The following is a 22,183-nucleotide window of genomic DNA, read 5'->3' as shown; positions in this document are numbered from 1 at the left end:
GGGTTCCATTCCGGGGAGTGAAGTGTCCGTTACATCACGTGTGCTGTCGGGCCGCTACCGAGTCGATGACCTCATCGGCCGGGGTGGCATGGCTTCGGTGTACCGCGGGCAGGATCTGACGCTCGGGCGACCCGTCGCGATCAAGATCCTCGAGCCCGACCTCGCTGCCGACGGCGCGTTCCGCACCCGGTTCCGCCTCGAGGCGCAGTCGGCGTCGCGCATGTCGCACCCCGCGATCGTCCGCGTCTACGACGCCGGTGAGGAGACCCGGACGGATGCCGCGGGCCGCCCGCACCCCGAGCCGTACATCGTCATGGAGCTCGTCACCGGCCACCTGCTGAAGGACATCATCAGCGAGGGACCGGTGCCCCTCGAGGACGCACTCCGGTACACCGACGGCATCCTCGAGGCGCTCGAGTACTCCCACCGCGCCGGTGTCGTTCACCGGGACATCAAGCCGGGCAACGTCATGGTGACCGATGCCGGTCAGGTGAAGGTCATGGACTTCGGCATCGCACGCGCGGTGTCGGATTCCTCCTCGACCGTGGCCGAGACGACGGCCATCATCGGCACCGCGTCGTACTTCTCGCCCGAGATGGCCAAGGGCGACCCGGTCGACGCACGCGCCGACATCTATTCGGCCGGCATCGTCCTGTACGAGCTCCTCACGGGCCAGCCGCCCTTCCGCGGCGAGAACCCGATCGCCGTCGCGTACCAGCACGTCTCGGAAGCCCCGATCCCGCCGTCCGAGGTCGTCGAGACCGTCCCGCGCTCCCTGGACGCCCTCGTCCTCCGCGCGCTGGCCAAGGATCCGTTCCAGCGTCCCCAGACGGCGGTCGCGTTCCGCGATGCCCTCGCCGCCGCGACGGGTCGCAAGGTGCCCAGCAAGCGCCGGGTCGAATCGCTCAGCAACGAGCTCTACGGTCCCGACCCGAAGCAGGCCGCCGAGACCGCACGGTCGCTCCGGCAGCTCACGAGCGACGACACCATGCGTCGGACCCAGGCCGGTCCTCCCGCCGCGTGGGTCTGGGCCGGCATCGCGATGCTGGCCGTCCTCCTCGTGTCGGTCTTCATCTGGGTCAACAGCATCCGACCCGATGAGGGGACGGTCACCCCCAACGCCCTCGTCGTGCCCGACGTCGTGACCATGACGTGGGACCGCGCCGATCAGGTGATGGGCGCGGCCAAGCTCGAGGCCCAGCAGGTCCAGGAGACGAGCGCCGATGTTCCCGAGGGAGCCGTGATCAGGACGGATCCCCTCGCGGGGACGACGGTCGCACCCGGCGACCAGGTGACGGTCTACGTCTCGAAGGGCATTGAGAAAGCCGCCCTTCCGACCCTCGCGAACCTCACGGTGCGCGAAGTCACGACCTCCCTCGAACAGGCCGGGCTGACCCTCGGCTCCATCACCCGACGGAACGACCCCCAGCTCGCCGCCGACGTCGTCATCAGCGGGTCGGTCAACGGCGCGTCGGTGGCCCCCGGGGACGAGATCCCGAAGGGCACCGCCGTGGATCTCGTCGTCGCGACGGGAACCGTCACGGTCGAGGACTTCGCCCTCAACTACACCGTCGACAAGGCGGTGGAGATCCTGAAGTCGGAGCAGTACGGCCTCAACCCGATCGTGCAGGAAGACCCCTCCTGCCCCGCGACCGATCCCCGCATGGTGAAGGTCCAGTCCGCGATCGGTGAAGTCCCCGTCGGATCCGAGATCACCCTCACGACCTGCAGCGGCTGACCGCCTCAGCCGACGGTGCGATGCGGCGACAGTCGGGCGCCCCGCTGGGCCGCCCCTGCGACGCCGATGCCTTCGAGCCATGTCCCGAGCAGGAGGTAGCCGGCCTCGGTCAGCACGCTCTCGGGGTGGAATTGCACGCCCTCGATCGGCAGCGAACGGTGGGCCAGGCCCATCACGGTGCCCGATTCGGTTCGCGCCGTCACGCTGACCTCGGCGGGGAGGGAGTCCTCGCGGACGGCGAGCGAGTGGTACCGGGTCGCAGTGAACGGCTGCGGCATCCCTGCGAGCACACCGGAGCCGTCGTGCGTCACGCGGGAGGTGCGTCCATGCATGAGGTCGGGGGCGTGCGACACCACGCCGCCGAAAGCGACCGCGATGGCCTGGTGCCCGAGACACACGCCGAGAAGCGGCGTCCGCGTGTCCGCGCAGTGTCGCACGATCCCGATCGACGCCCCCGCGTCCTCGGGCGTCCCGGGACCCGGGGAGATCAGGACGCCATCGGCCGCGTCCACGCGCGCGACGGCACCGGCGGCATCCGCCTCGACCATGTCCACCCGAGCCCCCAGCTCCACGAGGTAGCCGATGAGGGTGTGGACGAAGCTGTCGTGATTGTCGACGACGAGAACCCGGATGCCGGTGGTCACCCGCCGCCGCCGACGGTGGACTCCTCGCTCGGCCACACGGTCTGGAAGACCCACGGGAAGACGTAGAAGTACAGCAGGTACAGGATGACGGCGACGAGCACGAGGAGAATGAACACCCGCACCCACCAGGGACCGGGCAGTGCTCGCCACAGCGCGGCGTACATCAGGCGCCCACCCCGCCGGTCAACGAGGCCGGTGGACCGTCGGATGCGGGAGTGAACTCGTCGAACACGGCGTAGGCGATGATGCGCTCCAGGGAATTCAGTTTCGGGGCACAGCTCGTCAGCGTGAGGTAGCGGCCGTTGGCGGCGACGCCTTCCTGGTTCGGGACCGGCAGGAGCACCTGGACCTGACTGGGCTGGACGTACTCGAACGAGCGGAACCGGTAGGTGTACCACCCGGCTTTGGTCTGGATGACGATCGCGTCGCCGACCACCAGCTTGTCGATCGGATCGAAGGGCGCGCCCGAGGTCCAGCGGTGAGCCGCGTACGCCGTGTTGCCGACCGCACCCGGCATGGCGGTGTCGGGGTAGTGCCCGATCTCACCGCGGTCCATGATGTCGGGGCGGGTCACACCCGAGGCGATCTTGAACTGCCAATCCTTGCCGAAACGCGGGACCTTCATGATCCCGAACACCTCGGCGTGCTTCTGGTCGCCGAGGACGGGAATCGCTTCTTCCGCGGAATCGGGTTGCTGCGTGGGGCTCGGGGCGGGAGACGCCTCGGGGGTCTCCTCCGCCTCGGTCGCCCACTGATCGGCCAGCGCCTGAGCCGCGGCGTGCTGCTCGCTCTGCACGATCGCGTCGCCGATCCAGGTGTGCCACGAGACATAGAGGAGGACCACGACGCCCAGAGTGAGCAGGATCTCACCCAAGACGCTCGCGACGGTGGCGCGGGGTCGTGGGTGGGATCGACGCGTGCGTCGGGTCTGGTGCTCCGTGGGCGAGGAGTCGGTCACGATCGGAGTTTAGCCAGCGAAGGCTGAATCGGGGCTGGCAGGTAGACTTCTCGCCATGGCACGTGGAGACAAGGACGAGGACCGACTGGTCCAGCCCGAGGGCGAAGCCGCCCCCAACCCGGTCTGGTTCAAGCCGATCATGATCGGGCTGATGCTGATCGGACTCGTCTGGATCATCGTCTTCTACCTGAGCGGCCAGGCCTTCCCGATCCCGCAGATCGGTCCGTGGAACCTCGCGATCGGGTTCGGCATCGCCTTCATCGGGTTCCTGATGACCACGCGCTGGCGCTGAACCCTGGCATCCCACCGACAGGAATTACACCGGTGTGATTCATCCCCAGCCTGGGGATGAATCTGTGGATAACTCAGAGATACAGCAGGGCGGGTACCGTCGCGGTCACCGCGACCAGGCCGACGCCCACCGCGACGAGCAGTGCGGCCTGCAGCGGTTGACGCTTCTGCGCGCGCGTCCGCGCGAAGATGAACCCGATGAGCAGGCCCACGAGCCCACCACCGATGTGGGATTGCCACGAGACGCCGGACCCTACGAACGAGAACACCAGGTTGATTCCGAGCAGGATCGCGATGGGCAGGATGTTCGCGCCGACGTGCCGGCCGATGATGAGCATCGCCGTGAGGAGGCCCCAGACCGCTCCCGAGGCGCCGACGACCGCGGACCCCGGTGCGATCAGAGCAACCAGGGCCGAGCCGCCGATCGCGCTCAGCACATAGAGCGCGATGAAGCGCACCTTGCCGAGCAGCGGTTCGAGGCTGCGGCCGAGCGCCCACAGGGCCAGCATGTTCAGGGCCACGTGGAAGGGGAGTGGCGTCGAGTGCACGAAGGCGACCGTCAGCATGCGCCACGGTTCGAACGGCGCAGCGCTCCCGGGAACCGCGTACGCGGGCGCGAACGCGAGGGCGTTCGTGACCTCGCCGCCGACGACGGGGATCAGCTGCACGAGGTACATCGCGAGCGTGAAGATCATGATCGCGTAGGTGACGACAGGGCGGTCGCTGCGCATCTTGCGCGCGAAGCGCCCCGGCATCCGCTTGACCTCCGCCGACCGTGCCCCCTTCTGCTGCTCCGCCAAGCACTCCGGGCAGATGACGCCGACAGGAAGCGGCGTCTGGCACTCGGGGCAGATGGTGCGCAGGCATCGCTGGCAGAGCACGAAGCTCTGACGGTCAGGATGCCGGTAGCAGAAGTTGTCCGGGTTGGTCCGGGGGTCGGCGGAGGTCACGAAGGGATCAGGCCCCGGCGATGTCGATCGAGGAGATGACGACGGGCTCGACCGGACGGTCCTGCGCACCGGTCGGGACGGCGCTGATCTTGTCCACGACGGCACGCGACGCGTCGTCGGCGACCTCGCCGAAGATCGTGTGCTTGCCGTTGAGCCACGGAGTCGGGTCGGTCGTGATGAAGAACTGCGAGCCGTTCGTGCCCTCGGCCTTGCCGGTGATCGCATTGCGGCGCAGGCCAGCGTTCGCCATGGCGAGCAGGTAGGGCTTGCCGAAGGTCAGCTCCGGGCTGATCTCATCGTCGAAGTTGTAGCCGGGGCCGCCGATGCCCTGACCGAGCGGGTCGCCGCCCTGGATCATGAAGCCGGGGATGATGCGGTGGAAGATGACGTCGGTGTAGAGGGGACCCTCGCCGGGCTTGCCCGTGGCGGGGTGCGTCCAGGCCTGGGATCCATCGGCCAGACCCGTGAAGTTCTTGACGGTGCGCGGCGCCTGATCGCCGAACAGGTTGACGACGATGTCGCCGTGGGTGGTGTGCAGTGTCGCGACAGCGGAGTGAATCGGCATACTCATCATCCTCTCACTTGCAACCCCCCGCGCCGCCTGAATGCGTCTGGCAGTATGGACCCACTACGTCCCCGGATGAACCCCGAAAAGGGAGGGCCCCGTGAGCCTCAACCGCAAGACCAAGAAGGAACTCCGCAAGCTGCAGAAGCAGGCAGCGAACCTGTGGGAGTCGCAGCAGGTGCTCGTCGGTCAGGCCGGTGACGTCGCCCGTGAGGCGGGTCGCCAGCTCGGCAAGTACAACCACGACCACGTCGTTCCCGCTGCCAAGCACTCCTACGAGCGTTACGCCGCTCCCTACGTCGACCGCGGCGTCGAGACGGGACGCAAGGTGCTCAACGGCGCCGTCGTTCCGGCTGCCGGTGCCGTCGTGGGAACCGCACTCTCGGTGTGGGATGTCGCCAACGACCAGCGGCACCGCTTGTCGAAGGGCAAGGGCCTCGGCGGCTTCGACGCCGACTCGTTCCGCAAGAACGCCGCCAAGGCAGGCAAGAAGGCCACCAAGAAGCTGTCGGTTCCGCAGAAGAAGAAGGGGCTCGGCGCCGGTGGCGTCCTCGCCATCATCTTCGGCGTCGCCGCGACGGCCGGTGTGCTCTACGCCGCGTGGCAGACGCTTCGCGCAGACGACGAGCTGTGGGTGGCGGACGACCCGCTGCGCGCGCCGGATGCCTGAATCCACGCCCGTACCGTCGGAGCGCGTCGCTGAAGCGGCGCGCTCCCGGTCTTTGTCGGTGCAGTTCGTCGCTCGCCCCGCGGCCGGGAGCCTCGAGGAGGCCGCGGAACTTCTCGGGCTCGCGGCATCCGACATCGTGAAGACCCTCGTCGTCAAGCGCAGTGACGACACCTATCTGTTCGCCCTCATCCCCGGCGACCGGGCGATCTCCTGGCCAAAACTGCGGGCGGTGGTGGGCGTGAACAAGCTGCGTCTCCCGGAGCCCGAGCTGGCGCTCGCTGCGACCGGCTACGAACGGGGAACGATCACGCCGATCGGCAGCACGACCGCCTGGCCGGTCTACGCCGACGCGAGCATCGTCGGCAAGCGGATCGCTATGGGAGCCGGCGCGCACGGCTTCAGCCTGTTCGTCGCCGCCGATGACCTCATTCGCTCCTACGATGCCGTCGTCGCAGACATCTCGCAATCCATCGGCGAACGGCGGGTCTGACCGCTCATTACGGCACGCGGGGTACCCGACGCCAGGCGTTGTCGCCATTCCAGACGTCGACCAGCATGATGGCATGACCTCTGCTGTCTCGCGCCGTCTACTTCCCATCGTCACCGTGGTCGTCGCGGCGCTGACCTTGGTCGGCTGCGCAGGCACGTCGACGGCGGGCGGTGCGTCGGCGACGCCGTCAGCATCTCCCACGCAGACCACGTCGGCAGAGGACGCCGCCTTCACCGCTGAGATCGCGGCCAGGCTACCCGAGGCCGACATGGACACGCTCATCCCGATGGTGCACCAGCTCTGCGAAGACCTGTACGACGATGACAAGGGCTATCTGCTGGGATACGGGGTCTTCAATGACAAGATCCGTGAACAGTATGGCGACGAGGCCGTGGAGATCATCGTCCCGCCGGCCGTCGAGACCTACTGTCCCGGAGACGAGCCGAAGATGGTCGAGGCGTTCAAGAAGCAGATGGGCGAGCAGTTCCCCGACGTCGATCTCGCCGAGTCCCTCGCCATCTCCCGCGCGTTCTGCGCCGACCTCGAAAGCATGTCCATCGAGGAGTCCGTCGACCGTTTCATCACGACGGCCGAATCGTTCCTGACCAGTGAGAGCGCCTCGGCGATCATCGGGATGGCACCGACGGCGTTCTGCCCAGAGAAGACAGACGCCGTCATCGCGTACCTCAGAACGCTCTGAGCGCGAAGAGGCGCATGGTCAGGCGATGAGCCCCGCCATCCGCATCGCCGTGTCGACCAGGCCGACCCGGGTCAGGGTCGCAACCTCGCTCACGGGGAACCAGGCGGCCTCATCCGTCGAGCCCTCCTCCTCGTTCCGGAGTTCGCCGCCGACGACGTGGGCGCGGTAGACGATGCGGAGGGCCTGGATCGGTCCACTGCCGTGGAACCGGTCCTTCTCGGCGATCACCTGGGAGTCGGTGCCCAGGATCCCGTCGAGTTCCACGTGAAACCCCGTCTCCTCGAGGACCTCCCGGACCGCGGCATCCATCGGATCCTCACCGGGATCCAGCCCTCCGCCGGGCATCGTCCACGCGGGTCGCGTGGGGCTGTTCCAATGGGCGAGCAGGATGCGGTCGTCGTCGACGACGACGGCGTAGGCAGCAACGCGGATGTCCACGCGTTCACCCTAGAGGATGGGCGGTCCTGGACGTGGTGGCAGGCGACTGCCTGGGACGCAGGATCCCCAACCGTGCGTCCCAGGCTGATGTCGCGAGCGGATCCCCAAAGATCCCGCTGCCACGCGGGACTTCTGCTCATCGCTGGGCCGAAGCTGCGGGTCATCGGCGCCATCGGCGACACCTTCATCGTCGCCATCCGAACGCAAGCGCAGCGCAAGGCTCGCTCAAGATTCGCGCAAGATGCCCCGAAGGAAGAGGTGCGGAACGGGAGAAAGCCGGGATCCGTGGGGATTCCGGCTTTCTGACTGTGGAGCCTAGGAGATTCGAACTCCTGACATCCTGCTTGCAAAGCAGGCGCTCTACCAACTGAGCTAAGGCCCCCGGTGCGGTGACGGTGGGGCTACCAGGACTTGAACCTGGGACCTCTTCATTATCAGTGAAGCGCTCTAACCGCCTGAGCTATAGCCCCGTCGTTGCCGGCTCACGCCTGCAACCTCCAAGACTTTACCCGACGATGGCACTGTTTGACGAATCCGCGCGACCGGCGGCGCCCGTCGAATGCCGCCGTTCTGGTTCACTGGGCTCATGAGCACGACCATGCACGCCGAGCCGCAGGGCGCCGGCCTCGGACAACGACTGAACTGGCTGCGCGCCGGAGTCCTCGGAGCGAACGACGGCATCGTCTCCGTCGCGGCCGTCGCGGTCGGCGTCGCCGGCGCGACGACGGACCTCGGGCCGATCATCACGGCCTCCTCCGCCGCGCTCGTCGGCGGGGCCATCTCGATGGCGCTCGGCGAGTACGTCTCGGTGAGCAGTCAGCGCGACACGGAACGCGCGCTGATCGAGAAGGAGAAGCGCGAGCTCGCCGAGATGCCGGAGCAGGAGCTCGCAGAGCTGACGGAGCTGTACCGCGAGAAGGGGCTGTCCGAAGAGACGGCGCGCAAGGTGGCCGAGGAGCTCACCGCCCACGACGCGCTGGGTGCTCACCTCGACATCGAGCTCGGCATCGACCCGGACGAACTCACGAGCCCGTGGCAGGCCGCTCTCTCGTCGGCGATCGCGTTCACGCTCGGCGCTCTGCTGCCGTTCCTCGCGATCCTGCTGCCGCCCGTGGAATGGCGCGTTCCGACCACCTTCGCCGCTGTGCTCGTCGCGCTCGCGCTGACCGGAACGATCTCGGCCCGCCTGGGCGGCGCCGGCAGGCGTCGAGCCGTCACCCGGCTCGTGGTCGGCGGGGCACTCGCCCTCGCCGTCACGTGGGCGCTGGGTCTGCTGCTGGGCACCTCCGTCGTGTGACGGGATGCCGCGGCATCCGACTCAGTTCGAGGTGAAGCCGACGAGCAGTCCTCCGGTGACCTTGACCATGAGGTTGTAAATACCGGCCATGACTGCGCCCAGCACGGTCACGACGATGAGGTTGAGGATCGCGACGACAGCGGCGAACGCCATTACCTGGGGCAGGTTGATGACGGACCCGAGCGTGAACGAGTTCTCACCGTTGACCGCACCGAGCAGCGCGTCGACCTGACCGATCAGGTTCGTCGAGCTGATCACGAGGTAGATCAGCAGGGTCGAGACGACCGTGACGATCGCCAGAGCGACCGCAGCCAGGAACGACAGCTTCACGGCCGACCAGAAGTCGACGTAGACGAGACGGAGGCGGACCTGCTTGGCGGTCGTCCGGCTCGAGGACTTCTTGGCGAGTTTGTCGGCAACAGAGCTCATGCGTCACTCTCTTCGGTGGTCTCGGGAGCCGAGGCGGCTTCAGGATCGGCTGCGGCTTCGGCCAGTCCACGCTCGCCGTTTCGGGCGATGGCGAGGATCCGGTCGTCGTCGTCGGGCCGGGCGAAGACCACGCCCATCGTGTCGCGGCCCTTGGCGGGCACCTCGGCAACGGCCGAGCGTACCACCTTGCCGCTGGCAAGAACCACGAGGACCTCGTCGTCCGCGCTGACGATCAGCCCGCCGGCGAGCTCGCCGCGATCGTCGTGCAGCTTGGCGACCTTGATGCCAAGACCACCGCGGCCCTGCACGCGGTACTGATCGACGGCCGTGCGCTTGGCGTACCCGCCTTCGGTGACGACGAAGACGAATCCTTCGTCACGGACGACGGATGCCGAGAGCAGGCTGTCGCCGTCGCGGAAGGACATGCCCTTCACACCCTCGGTCGACCGGCCCATCGGGCGGAGGGACTCATCGCTCGCCGTGAAGCGCAGCGACATGCCGAGCCGCGAGACGAGCAGCAGGTCGTCGGTCGAGTCGACGAGCATCGCGCTGACGAGCTCGTCGCCGTTCTCCTCGTCCTGACCACGCAGACGGATCGCGATGATGCCGCCCTGACGGTTGGTGTCGTACTCCGTGAGGGCCGTCTTCTTGATCTTGCCGTCGCGCGTGGCGAGGACGAGGTACTCGGCCGTGGCGTAGTCGCGGATGTCGAGGATCTGCGCGACGTCCTCGCCCGGCTGCAGGGCCAGGAGGTTCGCGACGTGCTGGCCCTTCGCGTCGCGCCCGCCCTCGGGGAGCTCGTAACCCTTCGCGCGGTAGACGCGACCCTTGGTCGTGAAGAAGAGGAGCCAGTGGTGCGTGGTCGACACGAAGAAGTGCTCGACGATGTCGTCGGCGCGCAGCTGCGCGCCCTTCACTCCCTTGCCGCCACGGTGCTGCGAGCGGTAGTTGTCGCTGCGCGTGCGCTTGACGTACCCGTTGCGCGTGACGGTGACGACGATCTCCTCTTCAGGGATCAGGTCCTCCATCGACATGTCGCCGTCGTAACCGTGCAGGATGTGCGTGCGACGCTCATCCCCGAACTTCGCCACGATCTCGCCGAGTTCGTCGCCGATGATCGCGCTCTGCCGGTCGCGCGAGGCGAGGATGTCGTTGAGGTCGGCGATCTTGAGCTCGAGCTCGGTCGCCTCGTCGACGATCTTCTGGCGCTCGAGGGCCGCCAGGCGGCGCAGCTGCATCGTGAGGATCGCATCGGCCTGCGCGTCGTCGACGTCGAGGAGCGCCTTCAAGCCCTCGCGCGCCTCATCGACCGTAGGGGAGCGGCGGATGAGGGCGATGACCTCGTCGAGCGCATCGAGCGCCTTGAGGTAGCCGCGCAGGATGTGCATGCGCTTCTCGGCCTCGCGCAACCGGTACCGGGTGCGGCGGACGATGACCTCGAACTGGTGCGTCAGCCAGTAGCTGATGAAGCCGTCGATCGGCAGCGTGCGCGGCACGCCGTCGACGATCGCGAGCATGTTCGCGCCGAAGTTCTCCTGCAGCTGCGTGTGCTTGTACAGGTTGTTGAGGACGACCTTCGCGACGGCATCCCGCTTCAACACGATGACGAGTCGCTGACCCGTGCGGTCACTCGTCTCGTCGCGGATGTCGGCGATGCCGCTGAGCTTGCCCTCGCGCACGAGAGCCGTGATCTTCGCGGCGACGTTGTCGGGGTTGACCTGGTACGGGAGCTCCGTGATCACCAGGCAGGTGCGGTTCTGGATCTCCTCGACGTTCACGACGGCGCGCATCGTGATCGAGCCGCGGCCGGTGCGGTACGCCTCGCGGATGCCCTTGGTGCCGAGGATCTGCGCACCGGTGGGGAAGTCGGGCCCGGGGATGCGCTCGATCAGCGCGTCGAGGAGCTCTTCGCGGGAGGCATCCGGATTCTGCAGCGCCCACATCACACCGTCGGCCACCTCGCGCAGGTTGTGCGGCGGGATGTTCGTGGCCATACCGACGGCGATGCCGACCGACCCGTTGACCAGGAGGTTCGGGAAGCGCGAGGGGAGGACGACCGGCTCACGGGTCCGGCCGTCGTAGTTGTCCTCGAAGTCGACGGTGTCCTCGTCGATGTCGCGGACCATCTCGAGCGCGAGCTGCGCCATCTTCGTCTCGGTGTACCGCGGGGCGGCGGCGCCCATGTTGCCGGGGGAGCCGAAGTTGCCCTGACCGTCGGCGAGAGGGTAGCGCAGCGACCAGGGCTGCACGAGGCGGACGAGCGCGTCGTAGATCGCGCTGTCACCGTGCGGGTGGTACTGACCCATTACCTCGCCGACGACGCGGGCGCACTTCGAGTAGCTCTTGTCGGGACGGTAGCCGCCGTCGTACATGCCGTAGATGACACGACGGTGGACGGGCTTGAGGCCGTCCTCGACGCGCGGCAGCGCACGCCCCACGATCACGCTCATCGCGTAGTCGAGGTAGCTCCGCTGCATCTCGACCTGGAGGTCGACCTGGTCGATGTTGCCGTGCGAGTAGCCGGCAGTCGGGTCGGGACGCTCTTCGTCAGCCATGTTCTCTCAGTCTTCGTTCGTCGTCGTCGGAGTGCAGGGGCGGATGCGGCGGACTCAGATGTCCAGGAACCGCACGTCCTTGGCGTTGCGCTGGATGAATCCGCGCCGCGCCTCGACGTCCTCGCCCATCAGCACGGAGAAGATCTCGTCGGCCGCCGCGGCGTCGTCGATGGTGACCTGACGCAGCGTGCGCGTCTCGGGGTCCATCGTCGTCTCCCACAGCTCCTTGGCGTTCATCTCGCCCAGACCCTTGTAGCGCTGCACGCCGTTGTCCTTGGGGATGCGGCGGCCCGCGGATGCGCCCTCGCGCAGCAGCGCGTCGCGCTCGGCGTCGCTGTAGACGTACTCGTGAGGAGCGTTCGACCACTTGAGTCGGTACAGCGGCGGCTGCGCGAGGTACACGTAACCGGCCTCGACGAGCCCGCGCATGTAGCGGAACAGCAGCGTCAGCAGAAGCGTCGTGATGTGCTGGCCGTCGACGTCGGCATCCGCCATCAGGACGACCTTGTGGTACCGGGCCTTCTCGATGTCGAAGTCCGGTCCGATGCCCGCGCCGAACGCCTGGATCATCGCCTGGATCTCGGCGTTTCCGAGCGCCCGGTCGAGCCGCGCCTTCTCGACGTTGAGGATCTTGCCGCGCAGCGAAAGGATCGCCTGCCGCTCCGGGTCGCGACCGGAGACGGCCGACCCACCGGCGGAGTCACCCTCCACGAGGAAGATCTCGCTGATCGACGGGTCCTTGCTCGTGCAGTCCTTGAGCTTCTCCGGCATGGATGCCGACTCGAAGACGCTCTTGCGACGGGCGGTCTCGCGCGCCTTGCGCGCAGCCATACGTGCAGTCGCGGCCTCGATGGCCTTCGTGATGATGAGCTTGGCCTGCTGCGGGTTGCGGTCGAGCCAGTCCATGAGCTGGTCGCCGACGACCTTCTGGACGAAGGCCTTCGCCTCGGTGTTGCCGAGCTTGGTCTTCGTCTGCCCCTCGAACTGCGGTTCGGACAGCTTCACCGAGATGACGGCGGTGAGGCCCTCACGGATGTCCTCGCCCGCGAGGTTCTCGTCCTTGTCCTTGAGGAGGCCCTTCTCCTTCGCATAGCGGTTGATGTACATCGTCATCGCCGCGCGGAAGCCCTCTTCGTGGGTGCCGCCCTCATGGGTGTTGATCGTGTTCGCGAAGGTGAACACGTTCTCGGTGTAGCCCGAGGTCCACTGCATCGCGAGCTCGAGCGAGATGTGGCGGACCGTGTCCTCGGACTCGATCTCGATGATCTCGTCGTTGATGACCTCGGCCTTGCGGACCTTGTTGAGGTACTCGACGTAGTCGACGAGGCCGCGCTCGTAGAGGAAGTCGTCGTGGCGCTGGGCCGTCTCCGACCCGCCCTCGGGAAGATCCACGACGTCGATCGCCTCGGGCCGCTCGTCGGTCAGGGTGATGCGCAGCCCCTTGTTCAGGAACGCCGTCTGCTGGAACCGGGTGCGCAGCGTGGTGTAGTCGAAGTCCGTCGCCTCGAAGATCGACCCGTCCGGCCAGAACGTGATGGTCGTGCCAGTCTTATCGCTCTCCTCGCCCTTGGCCAGCGGGGCCTCGGGCTTGCCGCCTCCCGAGAAGGTCTGACGCCACACGTGTCCCTGACGTGCGATCTCGACCTCGAAGCGCGTCGACAGCGCGTTGACCACCGACGAGCCGACGCCGTGGAGACCACCCGACACGGCGTAACCGCCGCCGCCGAACTTGCCGCCGGCGTGGAGGACCGTGAGAACGACCTCGACGGTCGACTTGCTGGGGTCGGACGAATGCGGGTCGACGGGGATGCCGCGACCGTTGTCGACCACGCGGAGTCCGCCGTCCTCGAGGATCGTCACGTGGATCGTGTCGCAGTACCCCGCGAGAGCCTCGTCGACGGAGTTGTCGACGATTTCGTACACGAGGTGGTGGAGGCCGCGCTCACCGGTGGAACCGATGTACATGCCGGGCCGCTTGCGAACCGCTTCGAGACCCTCCAGAACCTGGATCTCTGAGGCGCCGTATTCGGCGGGAATCCGGGGCTCGGCGGGAGTTTCGGGGTCTTCGGGAACGGTGTCGGGGGTTTCTGACGTCATCGGTTTCGTGCGCTCCACATCCATCGTTCAGGCCTTCCTCCCAGTCTATCGGAAAGGGGGCGCTATGAGCGGCTGAACGGCGCTGTGAGCGCGTGAAAGCTTCTCGGAGGGTGCGGGACGTGCCTCACCCGTAGGTATCGCGAGGGCCCCGCCCTGGAACGGCTCTGGGGCCCCATTTCCATGAGGGGACGTCCGGGCCCACGAAACGGACCGATTCGACGCCGGCTTCGGGGAACCGTCGGATGAGCTCCGTCACGATCGTCGCGCGCATGAGGTGCAGGTTCTTCGCCCACGCGGTCGAATCGCACTGGACGGTGAGCACACCGTCGCTCAGCGCGACGGGATCTGCGTGACGCGCCGTCTCCTCGCCGGCGACCTCGGCCCACTTGAGGACGAGGTCCTCCTTGGCGAGTTGCACGTCCCATCCGGACTGACGCGTGAGGTCGGCGAGCAGATCGCCCATTCCCTTCGGGTCCCGCCCCGACGTGAACGGCTGGTTCTCGTCGTCGTCGTTCCGCCGCCGCTTGCGGCGCTTCTTGGCCGCGGAGGGCTCGAGACCGCGCAGGCGCAGGTAAGTGGAGACCGTCTCGGGGATGCCGCCGGCGTCAGACATCGGCATCCGCCACGATCGTTCCCGCCTCGACACGGACGGTCCGGACGCGGAGGGCCTCGGGGACGTCACCCTCGACGGCGGCGGTGACGATGACCTGTTCGAAGTCCGCGACAACCCCCGCCAGACGTGTCCGACGATCGGCGTCGAGTTCGGCGAAGACGTCGTCGAGGATGACGATCGGGTCACCGAGTCGCAACTGGTCGCGCAGGAGCTGCGCCGACGACAATCGCAGCGACAGCGCGGTCGACCACGACTCGCCGTGCGACGCGTATCCCTTCACGGGGAGCCCGCGGAGCCGGAGGAGCAGATCATCCCGGTGCGGCCCGACGAGGGTCACACCGCGCTCGAGTTCCTGCGCGCGTTTCGCGGCGAGACCGGCGCGGAAGGATGCCGCGATCGCGTCCGCTCCGATCGCCGAACCCGTCTGCGTCACGGCGGCGCCGTCGTCCTCGGGGTCGGCACCCTCCACGGTCAGCATCCATTCGAGCTGCGGATCGTGATCGGCGCCGGCGATCGCCTCGTAGGCATCGCGCATCGGCTGCGCGAGGTCCTCCGCCAGACGGAGCCGCGCCAGGATGATCTCGGTCCCGAGCGAGACGAGCTTGTCGTCCCAGACGTCGAGGGTCGTGAGCTGCTCTGCCTTGAGACTCCTGGCCCGCGCGGATTTCAGCAGGGCGGTGCGCTGCTTGAGTACGCGGTCGTAGTCGGCCAGCACACCGGTCATGCGGGGGGAGCGCTGCACGAGCAGCTGATCGGCGAACCGACGGCGCGACGACGGATCACCGCGGACGATCTGCAGGTCTTCGGGGGCGAACAGCACCACCTGCGCGTAGCGCGGGAGTTCGGAGGTCCGTACCGGCGAGCCGTTGACCCGCGCCTTGTTCGACCCGGACCGGTTGAGCTGCGCCTCGAGCTGGATGCGCCGGTCGCCGTAACCGAGCCGCGCGCGGACGAAGGCGGCATCCGCTCCGTAACGGACCATCGGCGCGTCCTGTGAGACGCGGTGCGAGCCGAGCGTCGCGAAGTAGCCGATCGCCTCGGCGAGATTCGTCTTGCCCTGACCGTTACGGCCGACGAAGACGTTCGGACCGGCGACGAGGCCCACCTCGGCCGACGCGTAGTTGCGGAAGTCGACGAGACTCAGATGCTCCACGATCACCAGCTCACCCTCCTTCGAGGCACCGACACGCCTCGAGGTGGACGGACGACGGGGTCAGCGCAGCAGCAGGTTCGGCTGCAGCAGGTATTTGAAGCTCTCGGGCGTGCCCGAGGTCTGCGGCGTGATGAGAACGGGGCTGAGCTTGTTCGCGTTCTCGCTGGAGGTGAACGTCACACGCGTGAACTCGCTCTTGACCGCGCCGAGGGCCTCGAGCAGGTACTGCGGGTTCAGACCCAGCGTGACCTCGTCACCGGCGAGCGTCGCGTCGACCGATTCGGTCGCGCGAGCCTGCTCGGTGCCTGCGGCATCCATCGACACGCCCTCGTCCGAGAACGTGAACCGCAGCGGCGCGGAGCGGTCGAGCACGAGCGAGACGCGGCGGACCGCTTCGGCGAGCTCGGCGGTGTTGACGACGGCGTAGTGCTCGGTCTGCGCGGGGAAGAGGCGCCGGACCGGGGGGAAGTTGCCCTTGATCAGGAGCGACGTGACGGTCTTGTTGCCCGCGGTGAAGGCGATGATCTCGCGATCACCCGATCCCGAGAACGACACCTGGATGTCACCGGCGTGGGCGAACGTCTTGCCGACCTCGGTCAGGGTGCGAGCGGGAACCAGCGCCGTGGTCGCCTCTTCGCGGGCGACGGCGCCGCTGTCGAAGTTGATCTCACGGAGAGCGACCCGGTAACGGTCCGTGGCGACGAGGCTGAGCTCGTTCCCGGTGACCTCGAGCTGGACGCCGGTGAGCACGGGGGTGACGTCGTCACGGGATGCCGCGAACGCGACCTGCGCGATGGCCGTCGAGAAGTCGTCGCCCGGGACGAGGCCCGAATCCCCCGAGACCTCGGGAATCGCCGGGTACTCGGCGACCGGCATGGCCGCGAGGGTGAAGCGCGCCGACCCACAGGTCAGGAGGATCTCGCCGTCGGCGTCCTGCGTGATCTGGATGGGAGCGTTCGGCAGCCGGCTGGCGATCTCGGAGAGGAGCCGGCCGTGCACGAGGATCGTGCCCGGTTCGTCGACGGTCGCGTCGATGCGGGTGCGAGCGGATGCCTCGTAGTCGAATGCGGCCAGCGACAGACCGTCGTCGGTCGCTTCGATGAGCACGCCGGCGAGGATCGGCTGGGGGTTCCGCTGCGGGAGCAGCTTCACCACGAACGACACGGCTTCGCTGAATACGTCGCGGTTGACGTGGAACTTCACGGATGCTCCCTTGACGGCGAGATGGGCCCTCTCATGCTAGTGCCCATGTCGAGCCGGTCCGGAAGCGTCTCTGCGCGGATCGAGCGGAGCCGGATCTCACCCCTCGGTGTGATCGGACCGGGTTCTCATTAGATAGTTCTCTGTCTTCTTGTTAACAGTTGTGGAAACTGTGGATAAGTCGGTGGATCCCAGTCGCCGAGCCGGAACCACATCTGTGTAACTTGTGCACGGGCTGCGGAAACTCGCGGGACAACGCGGACGTCGACGATGTCGCGTTCAGACCTTCATCCACAGGCGGCCGCCGTTCGTTCACATCTGAGGGCCGTCGCCGCACAGTTATCCACAGGCTTTCCACACTGTGGGAAACCGCATTGTGGGGGTGAGTCCGGGAGCGTGTCAAGTACGCCCGAACGCTCGGGCGTGTGCGTCCGTCAGCGGCCGGAGCGGCCCAGCTGCGACGTGATCTCCGACACCTGGTTGTAGATCGAGCGACGCTCCTTCATGAGTTCGCTGATCTTCTTGTAGGCGTACATGACCGTCGTGTGATCGCGGTTGCCGAAGAGCTGACCGATCTTCGGCAGTGACAGACTCGTCCGCTCGCGGCACAGGTACATCGCGATCTGTCGAGCGGTCGCGACCGACTGCGACCGGCTCGATCCGTAGAGGTCGTCGACTGTGAGGCGGAAGTACTGGGCCGTCGCGGAGATGATGTCGGTCGGCGAGATGACGTTGGCGTCGTCCTGGTCCACGATGTCGCGGAGCACGGTCTGCGCGAGCGAGATGTCGAGGTTCGACCGGTTGAGGCTCGCGAAAGCCGAGACGCGGATGAGCGCGCCCTCGAGCTCCCGGATGTTGCTCGAGACCTTGGTGGCGATGTACTCGAGGACCTCGTCCGGCACCTGGAGTCGCTCCGACTGGGCCTTCTTGCGCAGGATAGCGATACGGGTCTCGAGGTCGGGGGCCTGCACATCGGTGATGAGGCCCCACTCGAAGCGGCTCCGCATCCGGTCCTCGAAGCCGGTGAGGTGCCGGGGCGGGACATCGCTCGTGATCACGACCTGCTTGTCGTGGTCGTGCAGCTGGTTGAAGGTGTGGAAGAAGGCCTCCTGGGTCTCGGCGCGACCCTGGAGGAACTGGATGTCGTCGATCAGCAGGATGTCGACGTCGCGGTAGCGCGCCTGGAACGCCGACGCCCGGTTGTTGACGATCGAGTTGATGAAGTCGTTCGTGAATTCCTCGCTCGACACGTACCGCACCTTGATACCCGTGTAGAGGTTGATCGCGTAGTCGCCGATCGCGTGCAGGAGGTGGGTCTTGCCGAGTCCCGAGTCGCCGTAGATGAACAGCGGGTTGTACGCCTTGGCCGGAGCTTCCGCGACGGCGACGGCCGCGGCGTGTGCGAAGCGGTTGGACTGACCGATGACGAAGTTGTCGAAGGTGTACTTCGGGTTCAGGCGGGTGTCGTTGCGGGATGCCGGTGCCGCCTGCTCGCTGTAGTCCTCGGCGTTCGGGCGGATAGGGGCCGTGGGCGTCGGTGCGAGAGCGGACTGCACGGGGACGGGCGCGGTGAGGTGGGCGTCGCCGAGTTCGGGGTTCACCACGACGCGGAACGTGCTGGCGGCCGGTTCGGCGTCGACCTGGGCGAGGGCCTCCATGATCGGGCCGCGCAGGCGCTTGTTGAACTGGCCGGCGGTCAGATCGTTGGGCACGTCGAGATACAGGGTGCCGCTCATGACGCCCTGTGCGACGGCGAGGTTCACGAACCCGTGCAGTTGCGGAGTGACGCGGTCGTCGTGAGCGAGGACGTCGAGCACAGCGGTCCAGACGGGGACATCTGGAAGTTCGTGCTCGGACATGACCCTCCTGGGGTGTGGACAATGGTGTGTACGGGACTGTGCACAACCTGTGGATAAGTGTCCGGATCACGCTAGTCATCTGGGCAGCGCAAGGCAAAACCCACTGTAGAACCGGCCCGCGTGTCGTCGCCAGCGGCGTTCGACCACCGGTGGATAATGGCCGGTCGGTGTGACGAGTTTGGGATCTCAGGAATCTCGACGTATCCTAGGTCGGTTGACTTGCGCCTTTTCGGCGTGGGTCCCCCATGTACCTGTGTCCCCGGTCTCGAGCGTTCGGGTGACCCCGCCTTTCCGGAGTGATCTTCATGAGCAAGCGCACGTTCCAGCCCAACAACCGCCGCCGCGCCAAGAAGCACGGCTTCCGCGCCCGTATGCGCACCCGCGCCGGCCGCGCCATCCTTTCGGCTCGTCGCTCCAAGGGGCGCACCGAGCTCTCGGCCTGACGCCACACGGTGCTGGCGCGCGGGAATCGCATCACCCGCGGGGCGGACTACCGTTCCGTCGTCCGCGGAGGTTCTCGCTGTGCGGCAGCGCACACCGTGACCCATGTGGTCAGCACTTCTGAGCAGCGCCCCCCACGCTTCGGCTTCATCGTGAGCAAGCGCGTGGGGGGCGCTGTCGTGCGCAATACCGTGAGGCGGCGCCTGAAGGCGATCTGCGCGGAAGCCCTCGACGGCGTCCGTCCCGGGGCCGACGTGGTGATCCGCGTGCTGCCGTCTGCGGCATCCGCCGACTACGCGGCGCTGCGCACCGAGGTCGTGCGATGCCTCGAACGGAAGGCCGCCGCGTGAGCTCCGCACCTCTCCCCTCCTACACGCGAGGAGAAGCGGTGGTGGATGCCGCAGCACTGCCGGCATCCCTCGTCCTTCTCCCCCGCAACGCCGTGATCGGTCTCCTGCACGGATACCGCGCCACCATCTCCCAGACGTACGGCGATGTCTGCAAGTACTATCCCTCGTGTTCGGCCTATGCGCTCGGCGCGGTGCAGCAGCACGGTGTGATCAAAGGGTCGGCACTCGCAGCCGCCCGCCTCGCACGATGCCACCCGTGGGCAGCGGGCGGCATCGATGACGTCCCCGCCCACACGCACTTCCGGCACGACCTGACTTCGCACGGCTTCGTCGTGCCCCGCAGAAAGGACTGATCCTTGGTGGATCTCTTCGCCGCCGCGGCGACCCTGCCGCCCCTTCCGAACCCGACGACCCCGAAACCCGGCGGCACGGACTTCTTCAGTGTCATCCTGTGGCCGTTCAAGTTCGTCGTCGAGGCGATCCTCGTCTTCTGGCACTGGATCTTCACGTCCATCGGTTTGCAGCCGGATGCTGGTCTGACCTGGGTTTTGTCCATCATCGGTCTCGTCATCGTCGTGCGTGCCGCGCTGATCCCGCTGTTCGTGCGGCAGATCAAGAGCCAGCGCAAGATGATGGAGCTCGCGCCCGAGATGCGCAAGATCCAGGAGCGCTACCGCGGCAAGCGCGACCAGCTCTCTCGCGAGGCCATGAGCCGCGAGACCATGGCGATGTACAAGAAGCACGGCACGACGCCGTTGTCGAGCTGTCTTCCGCTCCTGGTGCAGATGCCGATCCTCCTCGGCATGTTCTACACGCTCAGCGAGGTCAAGCGGCACGCGGAGTGGGGCGTCGGTGGCACCGGCCTTCTCAATGCCACGCTGACGCGCGAGTTCTACAACGCCGAGCTCTTCGGTGTCGCGCCGCTGCACGTCAACATGATCGACGCGATCAACACGAATCAGACCGCGACGGTCGTGATCCTCGTGATCCTCGTCATCCTGATGATCCTGTCGCAGTTCTTCACGCAGCTGCAGATCATCTCGAAGAACCTGTCCCCCGAGGCCAAGACCGGCCAGGCGTACCAGATGCAGCGCATCATGCTCTACGTCCTCCCCCTCGCCTTCATCTTCTCGGGTGTCTTCTTCCCCCTCGGTGTGGTCATGTACTGGTTCACGTCGAACATCTGGACCATGGTCCAGCAGTTCATCGTCATCCGGAACCTGCCGACCCCCGGCTCCGAGGCCGCGAAGGCGCGCGAAGAGCGTCTCGCGAAGAAGGGCAAGGCGCTCGACGCCACCGGCAAGGTCATCCCGATGGCCAAGTACGAGGCCGAGCAGCAGCGTCTGCTCGAAGAGGCGGAGCGTGCGAAGGCGGCTGCGCCGAAGCGTCAACAGCCGGTAGGTAAGAACCGTGCCAAGAAGCAGGCTCAGAAGGGCAAGCAGGACAGCTCGTCCTGACGAGGACTGAAGGATTCACGATGACCACGACTGACAACACCGCCGGCGCCCGCCCCGCGCCCACCGTCGACGAGCTCGAGCAGGAAGGCGACATCGCGGCCGACTTCGTCGAGGGGATCCTCGACATCGCCGACATCGACGGCGACCTGACGCTCGACGTGCGTGCGGGCCGCGCCTACGTCTCGGTCGAGAACGAGCAGGCCGGCGCGCTGTCGCTGCTCGCCGATCCCGACACGGTGCAGGCGCTTCAGGAACTCACCCGCATCGCTGTGCAGACGAAGACGGGACGCTTCTCGCGTCTCATCCTGGACGTCGGTGGATCCCGTGACGCCCGTCGAGGCCAGCTGCAGAAGCTCGTCGAGCGAGCCCTCGAGCGCCTCGACGACGGTGCCTCGCAGGCATCGCTCCCGCCGATGTCCAGTTACGAGCGCAAGCTCGTGCACGACATCGCCGCAGAACACGGCCTGGTGTCCGAGTCCTACGGCGAAGGTGCGGACCGCCACACGGTTCTCCGCCGTGGGTGATGTTTCACGTGAAACACCCGAGGCTGAACCGGATGCCGCGGCATCCGTCTTCGGCGATCGGGTTGATCTCGCGCGTCGGTTCACCGCAGCGCTGATCGCACAGGGCGAGGAACGCGGGCTCATCGGTCCGCTCGAACTCCCCCGCATTTGGACGCGCCACATTCTGAACAGCGGCGTTGCGGCTCCGTTGTTCACCGCAGGATCTCGCGTCGGCGACATCGGATCCGGTGCGGGTCTCCCCGGCCTCGTCCTCGCGATCGCGCGGCCCGACGTGCGCTGGGTGCTCATCGAGCCGATGGAGCGGCGCATCGCCTGGTTGACCGAGCAGGCTGACGCGCTGGAGCTCGACAACGTCGAGATCGTCCGTGCGCGCGGCGAGGACTGGACGGAAGGTCCTGTTCTGAATGCGGTGACGGCGCGCGCGGTCAGTGCATTCCGTACGCTCATCCCCATCACCGCACCGCTCGTTCGGAACGGCGGGGAGTTGGTCCTGCTGAAGGGCGCGAACGCGGCGAACGAGATCGCGGCAGCAGAGAAGATCGTCCGCAAGTTCCGGTTGTCGGATGTCCGCGTCGAGCCCATCGGCGACGGCATCGTCGAGGAGCCGACACGGGTGATCCGCGCGACTGTGCGCTGACACCCGTCATGTTTCACGTGAAACAGTGCCGCGCGATTGGCACGGTCGATGTTTCACGTGAAACACCCCGCCACGCACGTTTCACGTGAAACATAGGCTCATCCGCTGACGGGGGAGGCCTCGACTA

At 67.0% G+C, this 22,183-nt stretch carries 25 protein-coding genes and 2 tRNA genes; 12 read left to right on the top strand and 15 right to left on the bottom strand.

All coding sequences use genetic code 11. The features are described from left to right. Nucleotides 1-40 precede the first annotated feature (40 nt). Nucleotides 41-1,738, top strand: a complete 1,698-nt coding sequence (pknB, locus tag QE428_RS05370; RefSeq protein ID WP_172824739.1) for a Stk1 family PASTA domain-containing Ser/Thr kinase — start codon at nucleotides 41-43, stop codon at nucleotides 1,736-1,738. Nucleotides 1,739-1,743: 5 nt separating this feature from the next. Here the strand turns inward: pknB and QE428_RS05365 are convergent, their stop codons facing one another. The 3 genes from QE428_RS05365 to QE428_RS05355 are packed head-to-tail and all read right to left on the bottom strand — an operon-like array spanning nucleotide 1,744 to nucleotide 3,340. Then, nucleotides 1,744-2,382: an aminodeoxychorismate/anthranilate synthase component II gene (locus QE428_RS05365; protein WP_133398915.1), complete on the bottom strand. Its 639-nt coding sequence runs from the start codon at nucleotides 2,380-2,382 to the stop codon at nucleotides 1,744-1,746. Continuing rightward, nucleotides 2,379-2,546: a hypothetical protein gene (locus QE428_RS05360; RefSeq protein ID WP_165971317.1), complete on the bottom strand. Its 168-nt coding sequence runs from the start codon at nucleotides 2,544-2,546 to the stop codon at nucleotides 2,379-2,381. Before QE428_RS05360 ends, QE428_RS05365 begins: the two co-directional genes overlap by 4 nt. Further along, nucleotides 2,546-3,340, bottom strand: a complete 795-nt coding sequence (locus QE428_RS05355; protein ID WP_307466615.1) for a class E sortase — start codon at nucleotides 3,338-3,340, stop codon at nucleotides 2,546-2,548. Before QE428_RS05355 ends, QE428_RS05360 begins: the two co-directional genes overlap by 1 nt. A 55-nt stretch (nucleotides 3,341-3,395) precedes the next feature. Here QE428_RS05355 and QE428_RS05350 point away from each other — a divergent pair, with 55 nt between their 5' ends. Next, nucleotides 3,396-3,632, top strand: coding sequence for a cell division protein CrgA (locus QE428_RS05350; RefSeq protein WP_091358079.1), 237 nt, complete (start codon nucleotides 3,396-3,398; stop codon nucleotides 3,630-3,632). 73 nt (nucleotides 3,633-3,705) lie between these two features. Here the strand turns inward: QE428_RS05350 and QE428_RS05345 are convergent, their stop codons facing one another. Then, a complete protein-coding gene (locus QE428_RS05345) occupies nucleotides 3,706-4,581 on the bottom strand; it encodes a rhomboid family intramembrane serine protease (RefSeq protein ID WP_231916500.1) in 876 nt (291 codons plus the stop codon). Between the two features lie 7 nt (nucleotides 4,582-4,588). After that, nucleotides 4,589-5,146, bottom strand: a complete 558-nt coding sequence (locus QE428_RS05340; protein ID WP_307466611.1) for a peptidylprolyl isomerase — start codon at nucleotides 5,144-5,146, stop codon at nucleotides 4,589-4,591. Nucleotides 5,147-5,246: 100 nt separating this feature from the next. On the opposite strand from QE428_RS05340, the gene QE428_RS05335 reads away from it, so the two are divergent. From QE428_RS05335 to QE428_RS05325, 3 genes are all read left to right on the top strand, one after another. Further along, a complete protein-coding gene (locus QE428_RS05335; protein WP_091358064.1) occupies nucleotides 5,247-5,816 on the top strand; it encodes a DNA helicase in 570 nt (189 codons plus the stop codon). Further along, complete coding sequence (locus QE428_RS05330; RefSeq protein ID WP_307466607.1) at nucleotides 5,809-6,306, top strand: aminoacyl-tRNA deacylase; 498 nt, start codon at nucleotides 5,809-5,811, stop codon at nucleotides 6,304-6,306. The genes QE428_RS05335 and QE428_RS05330 overlap by 8 nt, the downstream gene beginning before the upstream one ends. A gap of 73 nt (nucleotides 6,307-6,379) precedes the next feature. Further along, nucleotides 6,380-7,006: a hypothetical protein gene (locus QE428_RS05325; RefSeq protein WP_307466605.1), complete on the top strand. Its 627-nt coding sequence runs from the start codon at nucleotides 6,380-6,382 to the stop codon at nucleotides 7,004-7,006. 18 nt (nucleotides 7,007-7,024) lie between these two features. Here QE428_RS05325 and QE428_RS05320 read toward each other — a convergent pair whose 3' ends face one another. The 3 genes from QE428_RS05320 to QE428_RS05310 all read right to left on the bottom strand — a co-directional run bounded on the left by QE428_RS05320 (nucleotide 7,025) and on the right by QE428_RS05310 (nucleotide 7,914). Continuing rightward, on the bottom strand, nucleotides 7,025-7,444 hold the full coding sequence (locus QE428_RS05320; protein ID WP_307466603.1) for an NUDIX hydrolase: 420 nt from the start codon (nucleotides 7,442-7,444) through the stop codon (nucleotides 7,025-7,027). A 309-nt stretch (nucleotides 7,445-7,753) separates the two neighbouring features. Then, nucleotides 7,754-7,826: transfer RNA gene (locus QE428_RS05315), tRNA-Ala, on the bottom strand. Nucleotides 7,827-7,840: 14 nt separating this feature from the next. Next, a tRNA-Ile gene (locus QE428_RS05310) sits at nucleotides 7,841-7,914 on the bottom strand. A gap of 116 nt (nucleotides 7,915-8,030) precedes the next feature. Here QE428_RS05310 and QE428_RS05305 point away from each other — a divergent pair. Next, nucleotides 8,031-8,741 (top strand): VIT family protein, encoded by a 711-nt coding sequence (locus QE428_RS05305; RefSeq protein WP_307466601.1) that lies wholly within the window; start codon nucleotides 8,031-8,033, stop codon nucleotides 8,739-8,741. A 21-nt stretch (nucleotides 8,742-8,762) separates the two neighbouring features. On the opposite strand, the gene QE428_RS05300 is transcribed toward QE428_RS05305, so the two are convergent. The 7 genes from QE428_RS05300 to dnaA all read right to left on the bottom strand — a co-directional run bounded on the left by QE428_RS05300 (nucleotide 8,763) and on the right by dnaA (nucleotide 18,647). After that, on the bottom strand, nucleotides 8,763-9,170 hold the full coding sequence (locus QE428_RS05300; RefSeq protein ID WP_091358050.1) for a DUF3566 domain-containing protein: 408 nt from the start codon (nucleotides 9,168-9,170) through the stop codon (nucleotides 8,763-8,765). Next, nucleotides 9,167-11,725: a DNA gyrase subunit A gene (gyrA, locus tag QE428_RS05295; protein ID WP_091358048.1), complete on the bottom strand. Its 2,559-nt coding sequence runs from the start codon at nucleotides 11,723-11,725 to the stop codon at nucleotides 9,167-9,169. Before gyrA ends, QE428_RS05300 begins: the two co-directional genes overlap by 4 nt. 54 nt (nucleotides 11,726-11,779) lie before the next feature. Next, nucleotides 11,780-13,822, bottom strand: coding sequence for a DNA topoisomerase (ATP-hydrolyzing) subunit B (gyrB, locus tag QE428_RS05290; RefSeq protein WP_133398922.1), 2,043 nt, complete (start codon nucleotides 13,820-13,822; stop codon nucleotides 11,780-11,782). 124 nt (nucleotides 13,823-13,946) lie between these two features. Next, entirely contained in the window at nucleotides 13,947-14,441 is a 495-nt protein-coding gene (locus tag QE428_RS05285) for a DUF721 domain-containing protein (RefSeq protein ID WP_091358045.1), read from the bottom strand. Next, nucleotides 14,428-15,594 (bottom strand): DNA replication/repair protein RecF, encoded by a 1,167-nt coding sequence (gene recF, locus QE428_RS05280; protein WP_133398923.1) that lies wholly within the window; start codon nucleotides 15,592-15,594, stop codon nucleotides 14,428-14,430. Before recF ends, QE428_RS05285 begins: the two co-directional genes overlap by 14 nt. A 54-nt stretch (nucleotides 15,595-15,648) precedes the next feature. After that, nucleotides 15,649-16,791, bottom strand: a complete 1,143-nt coding sequence (gene dnaN, locus QE428_RS05275; RefSeq protein ID WP_091358040.1) for a DNA polymerase III subunit beta — start codon at nucleotides 16,789-16,791, stop codon at nucleotides 15,649-15,651. Between the two features lie 431 nt (nucleotides 16,792-17,222). Beyond that, entirely contained in the window at nucleotides 17,223-18,647 is a 1,425-nt protein-coding gene (dnaA, locus tag QE428_RS05270; RefSeq protein ID WP_091358037.1) for a chromosomal replication initiator protein DnaA, read from the bottom strand. 305 nt (nucleotides 18,648-18,952) lie between these two features. On the opposite strand from dnaA, the gene rpmH reads away from it, so the two are divergent. The 6 genes from rpmH to rsmG are packed head-to-tail and all read left to right on the top strand — an operon-like array spanning nucleotide 18,953 to nucleotide 22,056. Continuing rightward, nucleotides 18,953-19,090: a 50S ribosomal protein L34 gene (gene rpmH / locus QE428_RS05265; RefSeq protein ID WP_064002918.1), complete on the top strand. Its 138-nt coding sequence runs from the start codon at nucleotides 18,953-18,955 to the stop codon at nucleotides 19,088-19,090. Nucleotides 19,091-19,099: 9 nt separating this feature from the next. Beyond that, nucleotides 19,100-19,438, top strand: coding sequence for a ribonuclease P protein component (gene rnpA, locus QE428_RS05260; protein WP_091358033.1), 339 nt, complete (start codon nucleotides 19,100-19,102; stop codon nucleotides 19,436-19,438). Between the two features lie 38 nt (nucleotides 19,439-19,476). Beyond that, nucleotides 19,477-19,791: a membrane protein insertion efficiency factor YidD gene (yidD, locus tag QE428_RS05255; RefSeq protein ID WP_231916615.1), complete on the top strand. Its 315-nt coding sequence runs from the start codon at nucleotides 19,477-19,479 to the stop codon at nucleotides 19,789-19,791. Nucleotides 19,792-19,797: 6 nt separating this feature from the next. Then, on the top strand, nucleotides 19,798-20,895 hold the full coding sequence (gene yidC, locus QE428_RS05250; protein ID WP_133399368.1) for a membrane protein insertase YidC: 1,098 nt from the start codon (nucleotides 19,798-19,800) through the stop codon (nucleotides 20,893-20,895). 20 nt (nucleotides 20,896-20,915) lie between these two features. After that, entirely contained in the window at nucleotides 20,916-21,419 is a 504-nt protein-coding gene (locus QE428_RS05245) for a R3H domain-containing nucleic acid-binding protein (RefSeq protein WP_091358024.1), read from the top strand. Beyond that, nucleotides 21,412-22,056, top strand: coding sequence for a 16S rRNA (guanine(527)-N(7))-methyltransferase RsmG (gene rsmG, locus QE428_RS05240; protein WP_307466590.1), 645 nt, complete (start codon nucleotides 21,412-21,414; stop codon nucleotides 22,054-22,056). The genes QE428_RS05245 and rsmG overlap by 8 nt, the downstream gene beginning before the upstream one ends. Nucleotides 22,057-22,183 lie beyond the last annotated feature (127 nt).

Origin of the sequence: Microbacterium sp. SORGH_AS_0505, from assembly GCF_030818715.1 — a bacterium.
Lineage (GTDB): Bacteria > Actinomycetota > Actinomycetes > Actinomycetales > Microbacteriaceae > Microbacterium.
Note: the sequence above shows the minus strand (reverse complement) of the source record. Positions and strands in the feature narration are given on the sequence as shown.

Coding starts and splice junctions, on each gene's coding strand:
- QE428_RS05360 (WP_165971317.1), bottom strand. CDS start 2,546: ATGTACGCCGCGCTGTGGCGAGCACTGCCCGGTCCCTGGTGGGTGCGG.
- QE428_RS05350 (WP_091358079.1), top strand. CDS start 3,396: ATGGCACGTGGAGACAAGGACGAGGACCGACTGGTCCAGCCCGAGGGC.
- QE428_RS05340 (WP_307466611.1), bottom strand. CDS start 5,146: ATGCCGATTCACTCCGCTGTCGCGACACTGCACACCACCCACGGCGAC.
- QE428_RS05330 (WP_307466607.1), top strand. CDS start 5,809: ATGCCTGAATCCACGCCCGTACCGTCGGAGCGCGTCGCTGAAGCGGCG.
- QE428_RS05325 (WP_307466605.1), top strand. CDS start 6,380: ATGACCTCTGCTGTCTCGCGCCGTCTACTTCCCATCGTCACCGTGGTC.
- QE428_RS05305 (WP_307466601.1), top strand. CDS start 8,031: ATGAGCACGACCATGCACGCCGAGCCGCAGGGCGCCGGCCTCGGACAA.
- QE428_RS05300 (WP_091358050.1), bottom strand. CDS start 9,170: ATGAGCTCTGTTGCCGACAAACTCGCCAAGAAGTCCTCGAGCCGGACG.
- gyrA (WP_091358048.1), bottom strand. CDS start 11,725: ATGGCTGACGAAGAGCGTCCCGACCCGACTGCCGGCTACTCGCACGGC.
- gyrB (WP_133398922.1), bottom strand. CDS start 13,822: ATGACGTCAGAAACCCCCGACACCGTTCCCGAAGACCCCGAAACTCCC.
- QE428_RS05285 (WP_091358045.1), bottom strand. CDS start 14,441: ATGCCGATGTCTGACGCCGGCGGCATCCCCGAGACGGTCTCCACTTAC.
- dnaA (WP_091358037.1), bottom strand. CDS start 18,647: ATGTCCGAGCACGAACTTCCAGATGTCCCCGTCTGGACCGCTGTGCTC.
- rpmH (WP_064002918.1), top strand. CDS start 18,953: ATGAGCAAGCGCACGTTCCAGCCCAACAACCGCCGCCGCGCCAAGAAG.
- QE428_RS05245 (WP_091358024.1), top strand. CDS start 20,916: ATGACCACGACTGACAACACCGCCGGCGCCCGCCCCGCGCCCACCGTC.